Annotated in this window: 18 protein-coding genes; 5 read left to right on the top strand and 13 right to left on the bottom strand. The window is 59.2% G+C overall.

Annotation, left to right across the window (positions count from 1 at the left end; all coding sequences use genetic code 11):
* The first annotated feature begins 15 nt into the window (after positions 1–15).
* The gene (locus ACZ25R_RS17100; RefSeq protein WP_472461667.1) at positions 16–996 is read left to right on the top strand and encodes an AraC family transcriptional regulator; all 981 of its coding nucleotides are present in this window, start codon (positions 16–18) and stop codon (positions 994–996) included.
* On the opposite strand, the gene ACZ25R_RS17105 is transcribed toward ACZ25R_RS17100, so the two are convergent.
* Positions 979–3738, bottom strand: a complete 2760-nt coding sequence (locus ACZ25R_RS17105) for an autotransporter domain-containing protein (protein WP_472461668.1) — start codon at positions 3736–3738, stop codon at positions 979–981. The genes ACZ25R_RS17100 and ACZ25R_RS17105 overlap by 18 nt on opposite strands.
* A gap of 345 nt (positions 3739–4083) precedes the next feature.
* Here ACZ25R_RS17105 and ACZ25R_RS17110 point away from each other — a divergent pair, with 345 nt between their 5' ends.
* A complete protein-coding gene (locus ACZ25R_RS17110; protein ID WP_472462507.1) occupies positions 4084–4701 on the top strand; it encodes a LysE family translocator in 618 nt (205 codons plus the stop codon).
* A gap of 22 nt (positions 4702–4723) precedes the next feature.
* Here the strand turns inward: ACZ25R_RS17110 and ACZ25R_RS17115 are convergent, their stop codons facing one another.
* Positions 4724–5386, bottom strand: a complete 663-nt coding sequence (locus tag ACZ25R_RS17115) for a response regulator transcription factor (protein ID WP_346307309.1) — start codon at positions 5384–5386, stop codon at positions 4724–4726.
* Positions 5387–5801: 415 nt separating this feature from the next.
* On the opposite strand from ACZ25R_RS17115, the gene ACZ25R_RS17120 reads away from it, so the two are divergent.
* Positions 5802–7232: a hybrid sensor histidine kinase/response regulator gene (locus ACZ25R_RS17120; RefSeq protein ID WP_472461669.1), complete on the top strand. Its 1431-nt coding sequence runs from the start codon at positions 5802–5804 to the stop codon at positions 7230–7232.
* A gap of 4 nt (positions 7233–7236) precedes the next feature.
* Here ACZ25R_RS17120 and ACZ25R_RS17125 read toward each other — a convergent pair whose 3' ends face one another.
* The 8 genes from ACZ25R_RS17125 to katA all read right to left on the bottom strand — a co-directional run bounded on the left by ACZ25R_RS17125 (position 7237) and on the right by katA (position 14057).
* Complete coding sequence (locus ACZ25R_RS17125; RefSeq protein ID WP_223611609.1) at positions 7237–7590, bottom strand: hypothetical protein; 354 nt, start codon at positions 7588–7590, stop codon at positions 7237–7239.
* A gap of 85 nt (positions 7591–7675) precedes the next feature.
* Positions 7676–9238 (bottom strand): glutamine-hydrolyzing GMP synthase, encoded by a 1563-nt coding sequence (gene guaA, locus ACZ25R_RS17130; protein WP_472461670.1) that lies wholly within the window; start codon positions 9236–9238, stop codon positions 7676–7678.
* A 128-nt stretch (positions 9239–9366) separates the two neighbouring features.
* On the bottom strand, positions 9367–9696 hold the full coding sequence (locus tag ACZ25R_RS17135; RefSeq protein WP_223611611.1) for a type II toxin-antitoxin system HicB family antitoxin: 330 nt from the start codon (positions 9694–9696) through the stop codon (positions 9367–9369).
* Entirely contained in the window at positions 9693–9953 is a 261-nt protein-coding gene (locus ACZ25R_RS17140; protein ID WP_464662861.1) for a type II toxin-antitoxin system HicA family toxin, read from the bottom strand. Before ACZ25R_RS17140 ends, ACZ25R_RS17135 begins: the two co-directional genes overlap by 4 nt.
* 54 nt (positions 9954–10007) lie before the next feature.
* The gene (locus ACZ25R_RS17145) at positions 10008–10652 is read right to left on the bottom strand and encodes a 5'-methylthioadenosine/S-adenosylhomocysteine nucleosidase (protein WP_464662860.1); all 645 of its coding nucleotides are present in this window, start codon (positions 10650–10652) and stop codon (positions 10008–10010) included.
* A gap of 1 nt (position 10653) precedes the next feature.
* The gene (locus tag ACZ25R_RS17150; RefSeq protein WP_472461671.1) at positions 10654–11112 is read right to left on the bottom strand and encodes a TspO/MBR family protein; all 459 of its coding nucleotides are present in this window, start codon (positions 11110–11112) and stop codon (positions 10654–10656) included.
* 43 nt (positions 11113–11155) lie between these two features.
* Positions 11156–12445 (bottom strand): RsmB/NOP family class I SAM-dependent RNA methyltransferase, encoded by a 1290-nt coding sequence (locus ACZ25R_RS17155; RefSeq protein ID WP_472461672.1) that lies wholly within the window; start codon positions 12443–12445, stop codon positions 11156–11158.
* 115 nt (positions 12446–12560) lie between these two features.
* Positions 12561–14057, bottom strand: a complete 1497-nt coding sequence (katA, locus tag ACZ25R_RS17160) for a catalase KatA (RefSeq protein ID WP_403170232.1) — start codon at positions 14055–14057, stop codon at positions 12561–12563.
* Positions 14058–14203: 146 nt separating this feature from the next.
* Between katA and ACZ25R_RS17165 the strand changes: the two genes are divergently transcribed.
* Positions 14204–15133, top strand: a complete 930-nt coding sequence (locus tag ACZ25R_RS17165) for a LysR substrate-binding domain-containing protein (protein ID WP_472461673.1) — start codon at positions 14204–14206, stop codon at positions 15131–15133.
* A 34-nt stretch (positions 15134–15167) separates the two neighbouring features.
* Here ACZ25R_RS17165 and ACZ25R_RS17170 read toward each other — a convergent pair whose 3' ends face one another.
* A complete protein-coding gene (locus ACZ25R_RS17170; RefSeq protein ID WP_464662855.1) occupies positions 15168–15593 on the bottom strand; it encodes an MAPEG family protein in 426 nt (141 codons plus the stop codon).
* A 54-nt stretch (positions 15594–15647) separates the two neighbouring features.
* Complete coding sequence (locus ACZ25R_RS17175; RefSeq protein WP_472461674.1) at positions 15648–16529, bottom strand: LysR family transcriptional regulator; 882 nt, start codon at positions 16527–16529, stop codon at positions 15648–15650.
* Between the two features lie 124 nt (positions 16530–16653).
* Here ACZ25R_RS17175 and ACZ25R_RS17180 point away from each other — a divergent pair, with 124 nt between their 5' ends.
* Positions 16654–17712 (top strand): SDR family oxidoreductase, encoded by a 1059-nt coding sequence (locus tag ACZ25R_RS17180; protein ID WP_472461675.1) that lies wholly within the window; start codon positions 16654–16656, stop codon positions 17710–17712.
* A 20-nt stretch (positions 17713–17732) separates the two neighbouring features.
* Here the strand turns inward: ACZ25R_RS17180 and ACZ25R_RS17185 are convergent, their stop codons facing one another.
* On the bottom strand, positions 17733–18272 hold the full coding sequence (locus ACZ25R_RS17185) for a DinB family protein (RefSeq protein WP_472461676.1): 540 nt from the start codon (positions 18270–18272) through the stop codon (positions 17733–17735).
* Positions 18273–18277 lie beyond the last annotated feature (5 nt).

Consider the following 18277-nt stretch of genomic DNA (forward strand, 5'->3'; position numbering starts at 1 on the left):
TCGTCCGGAATGACCATGGATCCGCTCTCAGACGTCCTGTCTCTGCTGAAACCGCATAATTACATGTCCGCCGGCTTCGATGCCGGGGGCGAATGGTCGATCCAGTTTCCGGAAAGCCGGGACAGTATCAAATGTGGCGCCGTGGTTTCCGGTCAATGCTGGCTGTCCGTGGAGGGCGTTGCCGATGCCGTGTACCTCGGCACGGGTGACTGCTTCCTGTTGCCGTACGGCCGTCCGTTTCGCCTGGCAAGCGATCTGACGTTGTCGTCCGTCGAGGCTGTCACGGTTTTTTCCGCTGCGCGCAATGGCGGCATCGCCGTACACAAAGGCGGCGGCGATTGCTTTCTTGTCAGCAGCCGTTTTGCCCTGACCGGCAATCATGCCAGCGTGCTTTTGGGAATGCTGCCGCCGATCGTGCACATCCGCAAAGACTCGGATCAGTCCGTGTTGCGCTGGCCCGTGGAACTGATGATACGGGAGTTGCGCGAGCGGCAGCCCGGCGGCTTCCTCCTCGTGCAGCACCTGGCCCATATGATGCTGATCGAGGCGCTGCGACTGCATCTGGCCGGAGGATTGCAAGGCGGCGTCGGCTGGCTGTTCGCTCTGGCGGATAAGCAGATGGGCGCGGCGATCAACGCCATGCACGAGAATCCGGCGCGCCACTGGACGTTGCAGACACTGGCGGAACGGGCCGGCATGTCACGCTCAACCTTTGCACTCAAATTCAAGCAGACCGTCGGAAAGTCCCCCATGGAATATCTGACACGCTGGCGCATGCTGGTGGCGGGAGACAGGCTGGCGAATTCAAGAGATCCCGTGTCCGCCGTTGCCCTGTCGCTCGGTTATGACTCGGAAAGCGCCTTCAGTACCGCCTTCAAGCGGGTCATGGGCTGTTCGCCGCGCCAATACGGCCATAGCGGGAGGACCGCCTTATCATCGGAGAGCCCCCTCGCATCGCCCCTCGTGCGGCGTGCCCTTTCAGAATCGCCAGCTTAGATCACCACGCACCCCATGCGCCTGCACCGCCGACGACATCTGGCCGGTATAGGAAACACCCAGCGTGACAGTCTTCGTCACCGAGAAATCCAGTCCGGCTTCAGCAACGAGAGCATCCCGCGCAATGGGTGAACCCTCGACCGGGAATGGCGACCCTCCGGCCAAGGCGAATGTCGTATCCGGAGCAACATCGCCAAAGGCATGCTGCCATCCGAGCATTCCCCTGGCCGCCAGCTTGGCCGTGTCACCGACGGGAATATCCGTCCGGGCACGCAGGCCCAGCGTTGCATAGACGTTGTCATCATTGTCGCCGTGGGATTTGAGCCCTGCAGTCCCGCTTTCCCCGATGCCATCGGTGTGAAGGTTTGCATAGGCGAGACCTGCGAATGGCTCCAATGCCACACGATTGTAATCGAAGGCATAGCCTGCCTCCCCGAAAACCTGCACCGTTCTCGCGGTGTAATCGGCTGCGGATGCACCAAATGCCGTGGAACGGCGTGTTTCCACCGTATGCCACGTGTGGGCCGCGCCAAAACGCAAGGCCAGCGCATCCATCTGCGTAGCGGCATAGGCAGCGATCGTATAGCTGTCGACGGATGCCGAGGACGCGCGTGCCGGAGCGTCAAGCGAACTGCTGCCATATCCTCCGGCAAAGCCTGCGCGCCATGACTGCCCGAATTCGCCATCAGCCCCCATATAGAATCCGCCCGAGGAGCGCTCGAGTTTCGCAGCATTCGCATTGCCGGACAGGTGCCCCCATGAACCGTAGGCCTGTCCCCAGACTGCCGAGGACGCATCGGGTGCGGCGGGGATCTGACCACCCGGACCGTAGGCCAGTAGAGGCATCGACAGAGACGGAGTAGTCCCCGATGCCGCGCGCAGCCGCGCGGAAATGACATCCCGGGCAAACCGGCTTTCGTCGAGCAATGCCGATTTGACGCTTGAATGGATTTCACCGGAGAGCGAGTCGAATATTGTCCGCGCATCATGGGCATTCGACCCGATGATCAGGTCGTAGATGGATGCGGCGGGATTGCCTGTCCCGGCAGTACCGGACAGCACCAGCCCGCCGAGACTTTCCACACCGGCACCCACCGATCTCTGGTTCTTCGTCGTGCCAATATCGGCAAAAGCCGTCTTGTTCCGCAAAACGTTCAGATAGACATTGGTGGCATCGTAGCCGAGTGTCAGGTCGAGGAAGGCGTAGTCAGCCTGCACACGGCTGAACGTTCCGGTGAGCCCGCCCGAAGCAAGGATCGTGTATCGGGCATCACCGCGAAACGTGCCCGGATTGAGGAAAGCATCAATCGTGCCACCGTCAAGCTGCGCCCTGCCCGTCACGTCGACGCGGCTGGTACCCTCCGCTGCGCCGATCTTGACCCGCATGCTGGCATCGGCGGATTGGTGATAGTTGCCATCAATTGTCAGCGTTCCACCGGCGCCGCCCCAGCCGCCATAGACGATGCCCTGATTGTCGACATTCCCGTAAATGATGCCGTCTCCGGAAAGGGCCCCGCCACGACCTACCAGCGTATCGGATGCGATACTGCCTGCCAGCGCCAGAGTACCGCCATCAATCCGGGTTTTGCCGGCATAGGTGCTGTCGCCAAACATCAACAGCGCGCCATCGCCTGATTTGACCAGACCGCCTGCACCGGTAATGTCGTTGAACCATCGGCTCTGACCACCGTCAAATTTGACGTTGAAATCGCCCCAATCAAATTTCCCCGGCCCGAGCACGGCACGACCGGCATCGAGAAGTCCGTATCCGTAGACATCATCGACGCCGGGAGCGCCAATGTCGAAGGCGGTTCCAAGCAGGACCTGCCTGACCTGATCCATCGTCATGTAGGGGAACATCTGCTTGACCAGGGCTGCGGCACCCGCAACGTGCGGCGCCGCAAAGGAGGTTCCGTTGATCTCCTGATAGCCGCCTCGTCCGTCCACGGTAATGACGGAATAAGCGGGCGCAGTCAGACACCAGTTTTTGGCAACGCCGCACTGATTGCCATATTCATAGTCATAACCGGTCACCGCCAGCCAGCCGCGTTCCAGCTCCGGAATGAGATAGGGCAACCTAGCTTCAATGGAGGGCTGGCTACGACTGTCGTTGCCGGTTCCCCAGATAAGCAGGGTGTCGTTGGCTACGGCGTGCCTGTACGCGGCGATTTCGGCCTTATACGTCGAAGCGACGACATCGGGCGGATAATCCGTGATGCCAGCTTCCGTGCCATAGCTGTTGTTGATGATATGCACGTTGCGGGAAACCAAACCATATATTCCCGCAACGGCAGCCTTTGCATCGATATACCCGTCTTCCTCTTCAGCATTCACGGCAACGATCGTCGCGCCTGGCGCAATACCATGCATTCCCTTGCCGTCCCTGTTTGCTGCAATCACACCTGCGACCGCAGAACCGTGCGTCACCGAGCTTGAATCGACATACCAGGGCTTGTCGGGCTGGACGGTGATACCCTCATCATAGCGTCCGGCAAATTCGGGGTGATCCCTGGCAAAACCTGAATCGATAACGCCAACTTTAACGCCGCTGCCGTCCACGCCCATGGCATAGGCATAATCGGCGAAAATGTAATCGAGCCAAAACTGAGTCTTGTATTCAGGTGTCCGCCACGTTTCTGGATTGGTGGGATCGCCTGCCGTTTGCGCGAATGCTGTTCCGGAAAAGCATACGGCTAAAAGCAACACGGCGACGTGCTGCCGGCACTTGCTGGCAAGTTTCATGGTCGTTTCCCCCAACCCCACCGTGCCCCCCCTGGGAACGACAGCACAACTTCTAATTGTTGGAGGGATATAGTCCAACGATTCAATCAGCCATACGGCATTTGCCGTATTTCGTGCCATACAGACGGCGAGGAAGCTCCCCGCGCTTTCCGCTGCAGACTGTTAACCCTGTCGTTCTGTTCCGGCGCCCGTGCAGTCGAAGTACGGCGAGTGCCGTATGTTCTCTGCGCATTTCCGGGCGTAATTGTCCCTCCGCATGATGTCGTCGCTTGGTTCGATCAATGTCGCGATCGTCCAAAATCGCTCCGGATAATGAGAGCGGTCCCATCTGCTGGAGGAATAATGATGTTGCCGCTCGAACAACTGATGCCATTTGTCCTGGCAACATTGCTCTTTGCCTGTATGCCGGGGCCGGCCATTCTGTACATGACCGCCCAGACGCTGACGCATGGAACCAGTGCCGGGCTGAAGGCTGCCTGCGGTATTCATCTCGGCTGTTACGTGCACATTGTCGCGACGGCGCTGGGCTTGGCAGCACTCCTTCATAGCGCACCACTGCTTTACACGGTGATCAAGTTTGCTGGCGCCGCCTATCTCGTCTGGCTGGGCATCACCATGTTCATGGGCGGAAAAGGCGGGCACAAGGACACCGTTTCCGCTGATCCCGGTGTTTTTCGCGACAGTGTCGTCGTTGAGGTCCTCAACCCGAAGACGGCGCTGTTCTTCCTGACATTTCTGCCACAGTTTATCGACGCTAATCTGAGTGCACCGGTCTGGCTGCAGTTTCTGCTGCTTGGCATCATCGTCAATCTCGCCTTTTCAGCGGCTGATGTTGCGGCTGTGGGCATTACCTCCGTCACGCTTGGCCGTATGACGAAGGCCGGATCCGGATGGGTTGTTCCAAAGGTCTGCGGGTCCATTCTGATTGGTCTGGGCGTCACATTGGCAACCAAGAATATCTGACGGGACACGGCCTTGCCGGCGTTCAGCCCGCGGACAGTCCAAGACGGATGGCATAGGCCGTCAGTTCGGCTCCACTGTGCAGATTGAGTTTACGCATGAGGTTTTCGCGATGTTTGCGTGCCGTGAGCGGACTGATCCCGAGACGCTCGGCAATATCACGTGTGGAGATGCCGTGAGGAATAAGGGTCAGGATTTGCTGCTCACGCCGCGTCAGTTCGACCGGAGACGCAATAGCAGGTTTGGGCTCATGGAAGCCGTCTTGCTTGCCGTGCTGGTCGACGGCAAAGCGCACTTCTTCGGCAACATAGGGTTCGCCGCACCGCATGGCCTCGATGGCGGCAAGAAATTCTGTCGCGTCGCCGCTTTTCGTCAAATAGCCGTTCGCGCCGGCATCAAAGGCGGCGCGAACAGAACGCGGTTCCAGATTTGCCGTCACAATCAGAATCTTCAGCTCGGGCCAGGCCGCCCGCACATTCCTGATGAACTGAAATCCGTTCACGCCCGGCATGCCGAGGTCGAGAATGAGAAGATCGGCGGCCGTTTCCCGGAGCAGGCGGTCGACCGTGTCGCCATCCGCCGCTTCGCCGGCAACCGTCACGCCGTCGATGGTCGAAAGCAGGAGCTTGAGCCCTTCACGCACAAGAGCATGATCGTCAGCAAGGATGACCCGCGAAAACTCGAGCATAAGGCGTACCTTCTTGTTAAAAAACCAACGGCGTGCATCATGCTCGCATTCCCGAGCCAGAGTTAAAACAGCAATGAGAATTGATCAACGTTTACAACCTCATCTTATCGATCTTTTATACCGACAATCTTACGCAGTATTATTTGCCAACTTCATTATTCCTCTTCCGGTTTTGTATGTTCTCTGGAATTTTGTACAAAGCGAGCTTCTTTTGTCGTGGGTGGGGGCGATTTACTGCCTGACAATCGCCCGTGTCCTGACATCAAGACGCTATTTCGGGCGCTCTAAATCCGAGGCAGGACAATCCGGCCCGGCTTTGTCTTCCTGGGCCTGGCGTTTCACGATCCTGTCCTGGGCATCGAGTGCATTGTGGGGTTTGCTTGGCTGGTTCGGGTTTTTATCGGCAGAGCCGCAAATGCAGGCTTTCACCACCATCGTGCTCACCGGCCTGGTATGCGGCGCCATTCCATCACTGTCCGCATTTCCACCGGCCTATGCGGGTTCGCTGATTGCCATGCTGTTGCCTATGGCAATCCGCGCGCTGACGGCGGAGGCAGCAATCAATGACGTTTATCTGGTGTTTGTTGTTTGCCTTGCCGGTGTCAATCTCTACTACAGCCGCGTGTCGTACAAATCGATGGTCGAGACCGTTCTGCTGCGTTTCGAGAACGTGACACTCATTACCCAATTGAAGGAAGAGCGGGACAAGGCCCGGGCGGCCGATCGCGCCAAATCGCGTTTTCTGGCGGCGGCAAGCCATGACCTGCGCCAGCCCCTGCATGCGCTCAGCCTTTTCAATTCGACGCTGGCCACGCTGGGCGAACGGGGCGACGTCCGCAGTGCAGACGCACGCACGCTGGCGAAGCGGGTAAAATCGATCACGGGAAACCTCGGCGGCTTGCTGAATGCATTGCTCGACATGTCGCGCCTGGACGCCGGCATCGTCACAACCGCGAGAGAACCCGTTTCACTGTCGCGCTTGTTCGATGATCTGCATGACGAATTCAGCGGAACCGCGCGGGAGCGCAACCTCGAATGGCGTCTGGCTGATCGCGATCTCTGGGTCTACACCGACCCGATGATGCTGCGGCGTATCCTGGCAAACCTCCTCACCAACGCATTCAACTACACCGACCACGGGAAAATTCTCCTGGGTTGTCGCAAGCGCGGTTCAAATGTCGAGATACAGGTGCTCGATACCGGTATCGGCATTCCTCCCGACCAGCAGGAGACGGTGTTCGATGAATTCCACCAGTTGAACAATCCGGCGCGGGATCGCGACAAGGGGCTGGGCCTTGGTCTGGCAATCGTCCGCCGTACGGCACAATTGCTCGGTCATCCCTTGAGGCTCGTGTCGCGGGAGGGCCGCGGTTCGATGTTTTCGATCCTTGTTCCGCTGACGTTGCGCCCGCCGGCGTCTCTCCCCGCGCGGCAGGCTGCACTTTCCGGCTCTCTCTGCATCATGGTGGTCGATGATGAACCGGATGTTCTCGACGCCATCACTCAGTTGCTGACGGTCCTGGGGCATAGGGTTTACGCGGACAAATCTGCGGCGGCTGTGATACGGCTCCACGCTTCGGCACCGGAACGGACGCCGGTGGATTTGATCATCGCCGATTACAGACTGGCCGCCGGAACAACCGGATTGGAGGCGATTGCCGACCTGTTCAACCATCTGACCTATACGGTTCCGGCGTTCCTGCTGACAGGCGACACATCCCCGTCCGTCCTGAAACAGATTGCCGAAAGCGGCCTGCAAATGCTCAACAAACCCGTCGATGGCGACGCTCTTCAGGCCGCTATCGACAAAGCCGTGCACCGGAACATGCCTCACAGCCTTTCCTGATCAGCTAGGATGGTATGATGCGGACCTTGTACGTGCCTACTTTGGGCGAGGAACCGGTAATCTGCAGCTCATTGTTTTCGAACTGGAAATGCGAGGACGTGACCCGGAATTCCGTATGGACAAAGACCGGATTGAGCTCGCCCTTCTCGGCAAACCGCACGGACGAGACATCGTCGTCGCGAAAGCTGAGATATACCCGCGTGTGTTCATGTGCCAGCCGCGCACTTTGAAAGATAACGTCGGCGTCGAAACGGCACCGCTCACCCCGGTCCCGGTTGATGCCAAAATGCTCGATGAAATTGCCCATAGCCTCAAAATTCCTGGCTATGTTTGCACTGTCCTGTTCGGAGTCGTTCATGATTGCCCTTTCGTGTGGCGCCGAACGATTAAATCACGGCTTCGTCGCGCTCCCGCCAAAGGAACACGATGGCCGTCAATTTTTCTTACTCCCACTCGATCGTGCCTGGCGGCTTCGACGTGACGTCATAGACGACGCGGTTGATGCCCTTGACTTCATTGATGATCCGCGTGGCCGCCTGGCCAAGGAAGCTCATGTCGTAGTGGTAGAAGTCGGCGGTCATGCCGTCAACGGAAGTGACGGCACGCAGGGCGCAGACGAATTCGTAGGTCCGGCCATCGCCCATGACACCGACGGTCTGTACCGGCAGAAGCACAGCGAATGCCTGCCAGATCACATCGTAAAGGCCCGCCTTGCGGATTTCATCGAGATAGACCGCATCAGCCTCACGCAGGATTTCCAGCTTCTCGCGGGTGATGCCACCGGGGCAGCGGATGGCAAGGCCGGGACCGGGGAACGGATGGCGGCCGATGAACGAATCGGGCAGTCCGAGTTCCTTGCCAAGCACGCGTACCTCGTCCTTGAACAGCTCACGCAGCGGCTCGACCAGTTGCATGTTCATGCGCTCGGGCAGACCACCGACATTGTGGTGCGACTTGATGGTCACCGAAGGGCCGCCGGTGAAGGAAACACTTTCGATCACGTCGGGATAGAGCGTTCCCTGTGCGAGGAAATCCGCGCCGCCAAGCTTCTTGGCTTCTTCTTCGAACACTTCGATGAACAGGCGGCCAATGGTCTTGCGCTTCTTCTCCGGATCGGATTCGCCTTCCAGCGCGTCGATGAAACGATCCTGCGCGTTCACGAGGATGAGCGGCAGGTTGTAATGTTCGCGGAACATGGCGACCACATCGGCTGCCTCGTTCTTGCGCATCAGACCGTGGTCGACAAGAATGCAGGTGAGCTGATCGCCAACCGCTTCATGGATCAGCAAGGCAGCAACGGAGGAATCAACACCGCCCGAGAGGGCGCAGATCACCTTCTTGTCGCCAACCTGCTTGCGGATCGCGGCGACGGCCTGTTCGCGATAGGCGGACATGGTCCAGTCGCCCTTGATGCCGGCAATGCGATGCACGAAATTCTGCAGGAGCTTGGCGCCGTCGGGCGTGTGCACGACTTCCGGATGGAACTGCACGGCATAGAATTTCTTGGCTTCGTTGGCGATGGCAGCGAACGGCGCGCCGGTCGATGTGCCGACAACCTTGAAACCGTCAGGGATGGAAACGACGCGGTCGCCATGGCTCATCCAGACCTGATGGCGTGTCCCCTTGGCCCAGATGCCGTCGAACAGGGCGCATTCTTCCTGAATGTCGAGGAAGGCGCGGCCGAACTCGCGGTGATGGCCGCTTTCGACCTTGCCGCCGAGCTGCGCGCACATGGTCTGCTCGCCATAGCAGATGCCGAGAACCGGGATATCCGATTCAAACACGGCCTGCGGCGCGCGCGGGCTGCCGATATCCACCGTGGAATGCGGACTGCCGGACAAAATGACCGCCTTCGGCTTGATGCGGCGGAATGCTTCGTCAGCGGATTGGAAAGGAACGATCTCGGAATAGGCACCAGCTTCGCGCACACGGCGTGCAATCAGCTGCGTTACCTGGCTGCCGAAATCGACGATGAGGACTGTATCGGGATGAGTGGGTGTGTTCATGGCGGGCCTTTAAAGCAATTGCCGAGTCGATGCAATGGGTCACTCCACCACACGCGGATGCCAATTGCATTTGTTCACAATTTGGAAGGAACATCCTTGTGTTGTGGTGTTTGTTCGCATCCGAACCTCTAGCGCAACGATCGCTCCAACGTCATGACAACCCATTTGTTGAGACTCACCCCGGCGCGGCGCGCGGCACTGGAAATGGCCTTGTGCAGGACCGGTTCCGCACGCACGACAAACTGACCGGAAAATGGCTTCTCCGGCTCCTCGCCACGCTCGGCGCAAAAGGCCAGATAATCCTCGATGGAGCCGGCAAGCGCTTGCTTCAGCTCTGCCGCAGATGTTCCCTGAAAGGTAATGACGTCGCGAAGATTGATAACCTCACCGTGGAAAAGAGAAGCATCTTCATCGTATTCGATAACCGCTTCATAGCCCTTGTAGTGCATCGTACTCATGGTCGTATCTCCGCTTCCAGCAGAAAGCGCCTCACTGATTTCACCGCGCCCTTATCCGTTTCCTTTTGCGGATGCGGTCGATGAAACACCGCACGGATGCCATTCAGGGCGATACGAACCCGCGAGCCCTGCCCTTCCGTAATCTCGCCTCCACAAGCGAGGATGAGCGCCTCAATATCCCGCCAAGCAATACCTGCACGGACGGGTTCGGCAAAAATGGCGGCAAGCGTCGCCCGATGCTTCCGGTTGAGATCCATATAATGATATCACTTTTCAGTATCAATAAAATAGTCGATAAGAAAATCGAAAAATTATAGCGTGATCGCCCCGGTCTCCAGCGCCTGGCCCATGGCTTCCACGGCCAGCGCCAGTTTTTCGTCGATTACATGCAGATATTCGGTCCAGTCGCCGACATGGCGCAGGTCGGCAGCACCGTCGGAAATGCCGCGCAACCCGATCAGCGGCAGGCCAAAACGCTGGCAGGCGCGCAATATGGCGAAGGTTTCCATCTCCACCATATCGGCATCGATCCGGTCATAGGCGCTGCCCGAGACGATGTTCGCGCCGGTTGAAAGCGATGCTTCCTTCACGCCCGGAATCCGCAGCGGCAAAGGCACGGTGACCGGCAGATCGAGAAACGGCGTTGCCCCCTTGGTAAAGCCAAGCGGCGAAGCGTCCATGTCGCGATAGGAGACGCTTGTCGCCTGGTAGACTTCGGTCTGCTCCAGCGTCCGCGACCCGGCTGATCCCAGCGATACAACGAGGTCCGGTACGATTCCATCCCGTTCCAGCGCGGCGAGATTGGCCGCAAGGCTGACCGCTGCCTCCACCGGCCCGACACCGGTCATCAGCGGCCGGAACAGCCGCTGTAGATGCGCCCCATACTCCGCATCCACAGCCATGACGAACAGCACCTGTTTGCCGCCAATAGCGGCCAGTTGATAGGGCAAACTCATGTCAGGACACCGGATTGAGCAGATACAGCGATGCGTTGAGAAGCGTGGCGAAGGCGACCCAGACGAGATAGGGAATGAACATGAGCGCGGCGGGCCGTTCAGGCTCCCATGTCACCCGGATGAAGGCGATGATCGAGACCAGCAAAAGCGCGATGACCAGCAAGGCAAATCCCATCTGCTGGAAGCCGAAAAAGGTCGGAGACCACAGGAAATTCAGGACGAGCTGCGCCCACCAGAATTGCTGGGCGGAGGTCATATCGAGATCCCACACCCGCCACCCGGCAACGGCGATCAGGACATACAGGATCGTCCACACCGGCGCGAAAATCCAGTTCGGCGGGTTGAATGAAGGCTTGACCAGCCCGGCATACCATTCGCCAGGCAGCGTGATATAGCCGATGGCAAGCCCGCCACCGACAGTCAACACGAGAAACAAGAGAAACCCTACGGACCGGGACATGGTAGAACCTTTCCTGCGGACAATGTCGCGGATGGTTGTACCGTTATTTCTCGCGTCTGAGAACAGAAATGAAGAAGCCGTCCGTCGACGTCGACAATGGCGACAGGATCGTATTGCCATCCTTGAACAAAGGCTCGAGACCGTCGCTCGCCGAGACCGCCTCCTGCCACAGCGGGCGGGTATCGACCGGGGTATAATCAGGGTTTGCCCCCAGGAACGCAGCGACCTGCTGGCCGTTTTCCGGCGCAAACAGCGAGCAGGTGATGTAGACCAGCCGCCCGCCCGGTTTCACATAGGCCTTGGCCGCGTCAAGCACCTCATGCTGTTCCACCTCGCGCCGTTCCAGCTGCTGCTCGCTGAGGCGCCACTTCGCGTCCGGCCGGCGCCGCCAGGTGCCGGAACCGGTGCAAGGCGCATCGACCAGAACGAGATCCATCTGGCCTTCAAGCGAAATGAGTTCGCTGGAATTGGCGTGGGCCTGCGCATTGCGCACCCCTGCCCGTTTGAGCCGGTCAAAAATGGGGGCAAGCCGGGCACGTTCCGCGTCATAGGCGTGAATCTGCCCCTTGTTGCCCATCTGGGCCGCCAGCGCCAGCGTCTTGCCGCCGGCTCCGGCGCAGTAGTCCAGCACCTGTTCGCCAGGCCTCGCACCACTGAGTTTGGCAGCGATCTGCGAGCCGAGATCCTGCACCTCGAAAAGGCCGCGCTGGAAGGCCGGTTCCGCCTGCACGTTCGGATGACGGCCCATGGCGCGCAGTGGCGGTACTCGGACGGCGGTTTCCAGCAGCGGCGCGGCGCTGGCTCCGGCGCGAACCAGTTCCTTCAGCACCTTTTCGCGATCGGCCTTCAGCGTGTTGACGCGCAGATCGACCGGCGGGCGGTCGCTGAGGGCAGCAGCTTCACCCACCCAGGCATCGCCGAAAATCGCCTGGAAATGCGGCACACACCATTCTGGCGTGTCGGCGCGCACATGATCGGGCGCCGCCGCGAGGTCACGCTCCAGCCAGACGGCCATGCGGTCGGCTTCGAGCGGTGCGGGCGCAAACTTGTCACCATCAAGCGCGGCATTGATTTCATCGATAACCAGTTCGGCATCGGACAAGAGCACGCCAAAGGCAATATGACGGGCCGCGTTGCTGTCCATGCGCCAGCCGAGCGACAATTTCCGCCGCAAGGCATCATAAACGATATTGCCGATGACCGCGCGGTCACCCGCGCCGGCAAAGCGGTGCGACAGTCCCCAATCTTTGAGCGCATCGGAAGCCGGGCGTTTGCGGGTCTCAATATCGTCCAGTACTTCGATTGCCGCCTGCAGGCGTCCGCCAAGTCGCATGGGAATTCCTTCTTGTTGTCTACCGGCTTCGCATACATGGCAAAGCCAATAAAAGAAAGCCGGAGCATCACGCTCCGGCTTTCACATTGAACAACAAAGTTGTTGCAGGCAGCGATTACTCGGCCGCGGCGTGCTTTTCTTCATTGGAAATCGCGTTGGCTTCATAGCCATGCGCTTCCTTTAGGGCGGCCCGCACGCCGGCTTCATACGCGGGATGAACGCGCTTGAAGTGCGCCAGCTGGCGCTCGATGATAGCGCCGGGAACACCGCCCATTGCCGCAGCAATGTTGGAGAACAGGCGTGCACGCTGACCGGCGTCGAACAGGTTGAACAGTGCCGTCACCTGACCGTAGTCATCGTTGCCGATGCGGTGGTTGTAGCGATCCGCATTGCCGGAAAGAGCCAGCGGCGGCTCTTTTGCCGACGGCTGTTCGACGGCGCCCGAGAAGCTGTTGGGCTCGTAATAGGCATCGACATTGCCGGTCTTCTGGCCAAAGAAGTTCATCTGGCCATCCTTGTGGTAGTGATGGACCGGGCACTTCGGCTGGTTGACGGGCAGTGCTTCATAGTGCGTGCCAAGGCGGTAGCGATGCGCATCCGCATAGGAGAACACACGGGCCTGCAGCATCTTGTCCGGCGAATGACCGATGCCGGGAACGACGTTCGACGGCGAGAAGGCAGCCTGTTCGATTTCGGCGAAATAGTTGTCGGCATTGCGGTTGAGTTCCATGACGCCGATTTCGATCGGCGGGAATTCAGCATGCGGCCAGACCTTGGTCAGATCGAACGGATTGTAGGAAGTCTTTTCCGCATCGCTTTCGCTCATGATCTGAACCTGGACGGTCCATTTCGGGAATTCACCGCGTTCAATGCCGCCAAACAGCTCTTCCTGGTAGGTTTCACGCGACTTGCCGATCAGGGTTTCAGCTTCCGCATTGGTGTAATGCTTGTGGCCCTGCTGGGTCTTGAAGTGGAATTTTACCCAGAAGCGCTCGCCATTGTCATTCCAGAAGGAATAGGTGTGCGAGCCGTAACCGTTCATGTACATCGGCGCGACCGGCAGACCGCGATCCGACATCAGGATTGTAACCTGGTGCAGGCTTTCCGGCGACAGCGACCAGAAATCCCACATGGCGGTGGCCGAACGCATGTTGGTGCGCGGATGGCGCTTCTGCGTGTGAATGAAATCAGGGAACTTCAGCGGATCGCGCACGAAGAACACCGGCGTGTTGTTGCCGACCAGATCCCAGTTGCCTTCGCTCGTGTAGAATTTGAGGGCGAAACCGCGCACGTCGCGCTCGGCATCGGCAGCGCCAAGTTCACCGGCAACCGTGGAAAAACGCAGCAGCAACGGCGTTTCGGTGCCCGGCTGCAAGGCCTTGGCCTTGGTGTAGCGGGAGATATCGCCGGTGATCTTCAGCGTGCCGAATGCGCCCCAGCCCTTGGCGTGAACAACACGTTCCGGGATACGTTCACGGTTCTGGTGGGCAAGCTTTTCGAGCAGCTGATAGTCGTCCAGGAGAACAGGACCGCGTTCGCCCGCAGTCCTCGAATTCTGATTGTCTGATACCGGTGCACCGGCAGTTGTTGTCAACGTCGGACGGTCAGCCATTGGCTTCTCCTTGAATTTCGTTTTTGACACTATTTTCAGAATCGCACGGCGCGCGGGCTCTCTGCGATCTCAGGGGTGACCATAGAACTATTCCAATCATAGTTTCCAATTGAATTTAGAATTATTATTGATAGGATTTGGTTATCATGTTTTCCGTCCGTCAGATGCGCTATTTCGATATCCTCGCCACCACCCTGCATTTCCGCAAGGCAGCAGAACTCGCACGCATTTCGCAGCCGGCGCTGTCGGCGCAGATCGCGGAGATGGAGCAGCGGCTGGGAACCCCCCTGTTCGAGCGGACGCGCCGCACGGTGGTTCTGACCGATATGGGCAAGCGGCTTTTGCCGCGGGTTCGCGGCATCCTGAACGGCATCCGATCGCTGGAGGAACTGGCGTCGCAGCGGCGCGGCATTCTGCAGGGCCGCCTGCGGTTGGGGATCATCCCGACCATAGCGCCCTATCTCCTGCCCATTCTCATTCCGGAACTGCGTGAAGCCTATCCGGAGCTGACCATCGAGTTGCGCGAGGCGGTGACGTCAAAGCTGGTCGAGGATCTGCGGCTCGGCGATCTCGACGCGCTGATCGCCGCCTTGCCGATCGACAGCGATGGCATTGTCGCCAAGCCGCTGTTCCGCGACCGGTTTCTGATTGCCACGTCAAGCAATGATACCGACATTCTCACCTCGCCGATGACCCAGGAGAGCGTGGCGCTCGAACGGCTGCTGCTGCTCGAGGAAGGTCACTGCCTGCGCGATCAGGCCCTGGCGGTGTGCACCAGCGTCAAGCAGCGGCAGCTGGTCAATTATGGCGCCACCAGCATGACAACCCTGCTGCAGATGGTCAGCCATGGCATGGGCCTGACGCTGATCCCGGAAATTGCCGTGCGCACGGAAGCCAGCCGAAACAATGTGCGCATCCTTGCCTTTGCCGATCCCGAACCCTCGCGGGAGATCGGCCTGATCTGGCGCCGGCAAAGCGAAAGACGCGACGATTTCGAGGCGCTTGCCGCTACGATTGTCGAGTGCGGCAGGCGATTGCTGATCTCAGCCGAAGAGCTGGACGAACTGGCGGCTTAATTCCTGACCGTTCCCGGCAATCCCCTCACCGCTTCTAAGCCGTTGCGGGTATCGCCAGATGCAGCGCGAGAATGAGCCAGAGAATACCGTTCAAGAGATAGCCGATGGTGAAAATCGGCTGGCGCAGCCTCAAACGGTTCGACGTCACATGCACGACGGTGTGGGCGACGCGTGCAGCCACAAACAGCCAGGCAACAATGACGGCAAGAAACGATGAGCCATTGACCACATAAAGCGAAATGCAGACGGCGTAGAACAGGACGGGCAGCTCATAAAGATTGATCAGGTTGCGGATCACCGTGACGCTGACCTCCGGCTCCTTCAGCGGCAGCTTGAAATCGCGGGGCGACGCCTGGCCGCTCTTGACCGCCTCCATGCGGCGAAGGAATACCAAGCCATAGACGATATAGATCAGCGCGGTCAGTGCGATCATCGGCCAGAAAATTGCGGTCTGCGACATGGCTCCTCCAAGGTTGGCGCATCTTACGTTTACGTTCATTTTTTTCGCAAGCTGTTAATTCAACCCGGGAATTCCGGACAAGCCAGCCGCGAGATGATCGACAAACGCCTTTACCTTGCGCGGCAGAAACTTGGCCGAGGCATAGACCACGTGCATATCCATGGGGGCATAGCGGTAAGCGGGCAGCACGCGAACCAGCGTGCCGTCGTCGAGAAACGGCTGGACCAGCGGCACCTGCGCCCCGCCAATGCCCACGCCCGCACACAAAGCCTGATTGAGCACGAAAGCGTTGTTGGCAAGAAAGCCTGATTTGACCGGCACGACAATCGGCCCCTCCGGGCCGATCAGCGGCACCGCCTCGCCCTGCGGCGACCAGATGAACCTGACATGCCGGTGCTCTGACAGTTCCTCCGGCAGCAGGGGGCTGCCATGGCGCGCGAGATAATCCGGCGAAGCCACGAGAATACGCTCGAACGTTGCCAGTTTCCGTGCCACCAGCCCGGAGGAGGCCAGCGCGCCGAACCGGATGGCAACGTCCACACCCTCGGCCACCAGATCGGCAAAGCGGTCATCGAGAATGAATTCAACAGTCACGTCCGGGTGCTGGCGCTGAAAATCGATCAGCATCGGCGTCAGGTGCATCTGGCCGAACCCGACAGGCGCGTGCACGCGAAGGTTGCCTTGAACCGAAGCTGTGAGGCCAGCCACCGCCTCTTCCGCCTCGTCGACACTCTGCAGGATATGCCGCGCCCGCTGGTAATAGGTCTCGCCGCTGTCGGTCAGGGCCAGCTGGCGTGTTGAGCGATACAGCAGCCGCATGTTCAGATGACGCTCCAGCGCCGCCATCTGCTGGCTGACGGCCGGTTGCGTGAGCCCCAGTTCCCGTGCCGCCGCCGACAGCGAGCCAAGCTCCGCCACCCGTACGAACGTCTTCATTGCAGCAAAGCGATCCACTCATCACCTCAAATATTTTCTTATGAATGATATCACTATTGATAGGCTACGCAAACCTATGCAAATGGATGATGCTGACGGCACCAACCAATATGGAGCTGTTGAAATGACGCAGGACATGAAAAAGGCCGTGATTGTGGGTGCCAATGGCATCATCGGCGGCAACCTCATCGCATATCTCAAGGAATTGGGTGACTGGCAGATCGTCGGCCTGTCCCGGCGCGGCGGGATTGCGGATGGCAGGCTCAGCCACATCGCCGTCGATCTGCTCGATGCGGTGGATGCCAAGGCAAAGCTCGCGCACCTCACCGATGTCACCCATATCTTTTATGCGGCCTATCAGGACCGCCCGACCTGGGCGGAGCTGGTGCCGCCGAACCTTGCCATGCTGGTCAACGTGGTCGATGCCATCGAACCCATCGCACCCGGCCTCCGGCACATCAGCCTCATGCAGGGATACAAGGTCTACGGTGCGCATCTCGGCCCGTTCAAGACACCGGCGCGCGAGAGCGATGCCAATCACATGCCGCCGGAATTCAACATCGATCAGCAGGATTTTCTCGAAGCCGCACAAAAGGGAAAACGCTGGACATGGTCCGCGCTGCGCCCATCCGTCGTTATCGGATACGCGCTGGGCAACCCGATGAACCTTGCCTCGGTAATCGCCGTCTATGCCTCGATGTCCAAGGAACTTGGCATTCCCCTGCGCTTTCCCGGAAAGCCCGGGGCCTATGACAGCCTGCTTGAAATGACCGATGCCGGTCTGCTGGCGCGGGCGACGGTGTTCATCGCCACCGATCCGGCTGCAGGCAATCAGGCCTACAACATCAACAATGGCGATCTCTTCCGCTGGAGCGAGATGTGGCCGAAAATTGCCAAGTTTTTCGATCTGGAGGTTGCCCCGCCGCTGCCTATGTCCCTGAACGTGGTGATGGCCGACAAGGAACCGCTCTGGGAGAAAATGATTGGAAAGCACGGTCTTGCGGCAGTCCCCTACAGGGATGTCTCGTCATGGGGATTTGGCGATGCGGTGTTCGGCTGGAATTACGATTTCTTCGCCGACGGCAGCAAACTGCGGCGCGCCGGCTTCCACGACCATATCGATACGGAAGAAATGTTCCTGAACGTCTTCCGGAATCTGCGGGCGCGGAAGATTATTCCGTGAACTGCCCCCCTTTAGGGAGGTCAAGTCGCGAAAGGTTCGCCCTTGCGGCGCGCAATATCGTAGTTCAGGAAAAACTCATCAAGCTGCGGCGGGGGCACTTTTGTTCCCGCCAGCATCGCATGTGCCTGCCCGCGATGATGAATCTGGTGCACGAACAGATGGGACAGAACAAGCCGGATCGGCTCCTGTGAAACCTGCCCGTCATGCCATTCGATCATAACGATCCGGTCGAGATCCGGCGCACTCAGACTGTCGCAAAAGGCGATCAGATCGGCGTCGAACGCCTCCTGTGCTTCTCTGAGATCAGCCAGTTTTGGAAAGGGAATATCCCCGACGAGGCTGATGTTCTTGCGCCCAACGCCGGTCATGTCAGCCAGATAGATGTGATCGACAATGAGATTGTGGTTCAACGTCATCTGCAGCGACGGGAAGAAACTGACCCGTTCCCGCGCGAATTCCGCATCCGTCAGCCCGGCACAGGCGCCAAGCAGCCGATGGTTCGACCAGGCGCTGTTGCGCGCCATGGCCGAGAAGTGGTCGCGGAGGGCGTTGTCAGACATGGCCT

The organism is Phyllobacterium sp. RCAM01083, assembly GCF_055685835.1.